General features: G+C 52.1%; 7 protein-coding genes and 1 pseudogene. 3 read left to right on the forward strand and 5 right to left on the reverse strand.

Translation table 11 applies throughout. The features are described 5' to 3' along the window. The 3 genes from Q7V06_RS00005 to Q7V06_RS00015 all read right to left on the reverse strand — a co-directional run. The coding region (locus Q7V06_RS00005) for an aminotransferase class V-fold PLP-dependent enzyme (protein ID WP_304836228.1) at nucleotides 1-186 on the reverse strand (186 nt) is incomplete at its 3' end. Then, entirely contained in the window at nucleotides 183-965 is a 783-nt protein-coding gene (gene larE / locus Q7V06_RS00010; protein WP_304836231.1) for an ATP-dependent sacrificial sulfur transferase LarE, read from the reverse strand. The genes larE and Q7V06_RS00005, both read right to left, overlap by 4 nt. Continuing rightward, nucleotides 958-1,290, reverse strand: coding sequence for a transcriptional regulator (locus tag Q7V06_RS00015; RefSeq protein WP_370650783.1), 333 nt, complete (start codon nucleotides 1,288-1,290; stop codon nucleotides 958-960). Before Q7V06_RS00015 ends, larE begins: the two co-directional genes overlap by 8 nt. 135 nt (nucleotides 1,291-1,425) lie before the next feature. Between Q7V06_RS00015 and Q7V06_RS00020 the strand changes: the two genes are divergently transcribed. Continuing rightward, a complete protein-coding gene (locus Q7V06_RS00020) occupies nucleotides 1,426-1,704 on the forward strand; it encodes a MoaD/ThiS family protein (RefSeq protein ID WP_304836234.1) in 279 nt (92 codons plus the stop codon). Between the two features lie 5 nt (nucleotides 1,705-1,709). Further along, the gene (locus Q7V06_RS00025; RefSeq protein ID WP_304836237.1) at nucleotides 1,710-2,099 is read left to right on the forward strand and encodes a molybdenum cofactor biosynthesis protein MoaE; all 390 of its coding nucleotides are present in this window, start codon (nucleotides 1,710-1,712) and stop codon (nucleotides 2,097-2,099) included. A gap of 6 nt (nucleotides 2,100-2,105) precedes the next feature. Here the strand turns inward: Q7V06_RS00025 and Q7V06_RS00030 are convergent, their stop codons facing one another. Further along, nucleotides 2,106-2,300, reverse strand: coding sequence for a hypothetical protein (locus Q7V06_RS00030; RefSeq protein WP_304836239.1), 195 nt, complete (start codon nucleotides 2,298-2,300; stop codon nucleotides 2,106-2,108). A 63-nt stretch (nucleotides 2,301-2,363) separates the two neighbouring features. Here Q7V06_RS00030 and Q7V06_RS00035 point away from each other — a divergent pair, with 63 nt between their 5' ends. Further along, nucleotides 2,364-2,756 carry a hypothetical protein gene (locus Q7V06_RS00035; protein WP_304836241.1) on the forward strand — a complete coding sequence of 131 codons (393 nt, stop codon included), beginning with the start codon at nucleotides 2,364-2,366 and terminating at the stop codon, nucleotides 2,754-2,756. A 58-nt stretch (nucleotides 2,757-2,814) separates the two neighbouring features. Here the strand turns inward: Q7V06_RS00035 and Q7V06_RS00040 are convergent. Then, nucleotides 2,815-3,043, reverse strand: a pseudogene (locus Q7V06_RS00040) (hypothetical protein); the annotation flags it as partial.

The raw sequence follows: 3,043 nt of genomic DNA on the forward strand, positions 1-3,043 counted from the left end.
CAGGTACCGCTGGGTCGCAACAACCGAGAGGCGGTGGACACCTCTACCAATATTTGCCCGGTACCTGAGATCATACTCCGAGACTGCATCCACCACCTGCCGTGGGGTGAGACTGGTTGCCGCAGAGTCGAGATAAATGAGTTCGTCGGTGATGGGAAAGTCGGCACGAACCAGATCGAGATTCATAATTCTTCATCCATACTCCCGCTCCGATAGCCCATAAGATCAAGGGTAACATACAGAAAACCCATGCTCCTGAAGGCAGCTGTGATCTCATCACGGTGCGCGATCACTTCGTCAAGCTCCTCTTCCGGAACCTCGATTCTGGCGATGTCGCCATGCACCCTGAGACGGAACTGTGAGAAGCCAAGAGCAGAGAGGACCTCTTCACCCTCTTCAATCATCTTCAGTTTCTCAGGGGTGATCGGCTCGCCATACGGGATCCTGGTGGCAAGGCAGGCGTTGGATGGTTTACTCCAGAAGCTGAGGTTACATCCGCGTGCCATCTCACGGATGCCTCTCTTATCGACTCCTGCTTCGATGAAGGGATGAACGATCCCTTCCTCATCGGCAACAGCAAGACCGGGGCGGTACTCTCCGAGATCCGAGACGTTTGCCCCATCTGCAATGGCAACGCCTGATGCAGAGGCCTTGAGTATCTTTGATGACTGCCGTTTACAGATGGCACACCGATCAGGTGGATTTCTGCAGAACGCCTCATCATCAAGGATGGGAAATGTCATCACCTCACAGGCAATACCAAGCTCCCTTGCAGTCTTCAATGCTTCAGATACGGCACGACGGGGGACGATCGCTGAATCAAGAAGAATGAGCCTGAACTGACCTCGGATCGCCTCCTCAGCAATTGCTGCCAGAAGAGAGCTATCGACACCACCAGAGTAAGAGATGATGACCGGGGCGAGTGCCCGGAGTCTGTCTGCAACACCCGACTTCTGATCAGTCATCTTCTCCCTCACAGGAGCCGCATGCCTCATCTCCTTCACGAAGCTTAACGCAGATGGTACAGATCCTCCCGGCGAGATACACCTCTCTTCCAGCATGGAGATCTGCTGCCAGTTCCCTGATCAGGAGGCGGATATCATCTTCAAAGAGGATTCTGTATCCCCGCTTTCCCGAGAGGTACTGCGATATTGCAGAAGGGGCGCAGTCGAGGATCTCTGCTGCCTCCTGTTGTGTTGATCCACACCGGATCAACTCCTCTGCAATAGCTGCCCGGATGGCAGGTAGGACATCCCATACGATCATCTGACAGGGCAACTTCATCATCATCACATCCGATAGAGGAGAACTATTCACAATTGTTAAGATATCAGACGATAAATATCTTCGCCAAAGAGTCGGAAAGGATTTGAAATAAGTGTTTATACCCTTCTCCGGCACAAGTACTCAGAACCGGAGGAAGAGATGAAGATCACTATCAAAGCGTTTGCACGATTCAGGGAGATATTCGGACCAGAAAAGACAGAGGAGATAGCTGAAGGATCGACACTTGCAGCACTCCTTGACAGTATCACAGCAGGGAATCAGACCGCAAGAACAGCGCTCTTTGAGGATAACGGGCTCCTCCGTGGGTATGTGATCCTGATGAAGAACAAAAAGAGAGTGAACCGGGAAGAGATAGCAGAGATCATCCTCACAGATGGAGATGAGATCGCACTCTATCCACCGGTTGCAGGAGGATGAATTCGATGATACGAGTCACAAATGAAGATTTTAATATCAATGACCTGATCAGGGAGAGAAAGACTTCCGAGATGGGAGCAATGGTCTCGTTCATCGGGATCGTCAGGGACGATGGGATCGAACGAATTGAGCTTGAATCCCATCAGGAGATCGCCGTCGAAGAGCTTGAAGCAATTCGTGACGAGGCATTTGCGAAATTTCCGATAAAAACTGTTGATATCATCCACCGGATCGGCGACCTCACTATCGGCGACAACATCGTCCTGATCCTGGTCGGAGCCGGCCACAGGCGGGAAGCATTCGAAGGATGTGAGTACATCATCGAGCGGCTCAAGGAGAGGGTGCCGATCTGGAAGAAGGAGTACACAAAAGACGGAGAGCGATGGGTGCATTAGCACCCGTTACCAGAGCGTCCCGTCTGCCATCTCTGCATACTCGCACTCCTCACACATACGCTCGCGGGCGTTCCATTCAGAATTGGTATATGGTTCATCGGATCGTTTTCCGCAGTAGCTGCACCGCTGATGCTGTCTCTGATCCGTTGATTCCTGCACATCCCTTGAGAGAGCAGCCCTGAGCCGGTCAAAGAATCCCAATTGTTACACCCCCAGAACAAGTCAATAGTAATCCTCATTATACATAATACCACATCTCCATCCATGAACCAACACCTGCGCCTCCTCACCTTTGGCATCCTTACCTGGCTTCTCCCATTCCTCATCTCCCTTCCCTTCTACGGATCAGACGGGGGACTCACCATCGATATCTTCGCCTTCAAGAGCCTGATGATCGTCTCCGGCGCCGCAATCGGTACACTCCTCATCTTCCTGTACCTCAGATCCCTTCCTGAAGAGACGAACTGGATTACCGCCGGTATCACCATTGGTATCTCCTGGCTTCTGATCAACTGGATACTCGATGTAATCGTCCTCGTCACACTCTTTGGGACGACTCCTACCGACTGGTTCATCCAGATCGGCTCACGCTACCTTCTCCTCCCGATGATGGCGGTACTCGCCGGAGCATCGGCACACCTTGGATCAATGAGATAGTACTGAACCTTCTATAGACAGATCACTTTCGTATCATTGATCGGAGAGGAGGACTTCTTCAGCAGGTCTGACGTTTTGGGCTGCTGAGGGGTCTGCCTCGTGCCAGAGACAGGGGAATACCCAGATCCTCCGGCAACTCTTCACCCACAACAGACCCCTGATCAAGCCGGAGGATCCGATCACCCATCAGACGGGCATCATCCTGAGAGTGTGTCACCAGAATAGTTGGAATCTGAGACTCACGGATGGTTGCAACGAGTTCTTCCCGGATTCTCACCTGACTACCT

The organism is Methanocalculus sp. (genome assembly GCF_030651615.1).
Taxonomy (GTDB): domain Archaea; phylum Halobacteriota; class Methanomicrobia; order Methanomicrobiales; family Methanocorpusculaceae; genus Methanocalculus.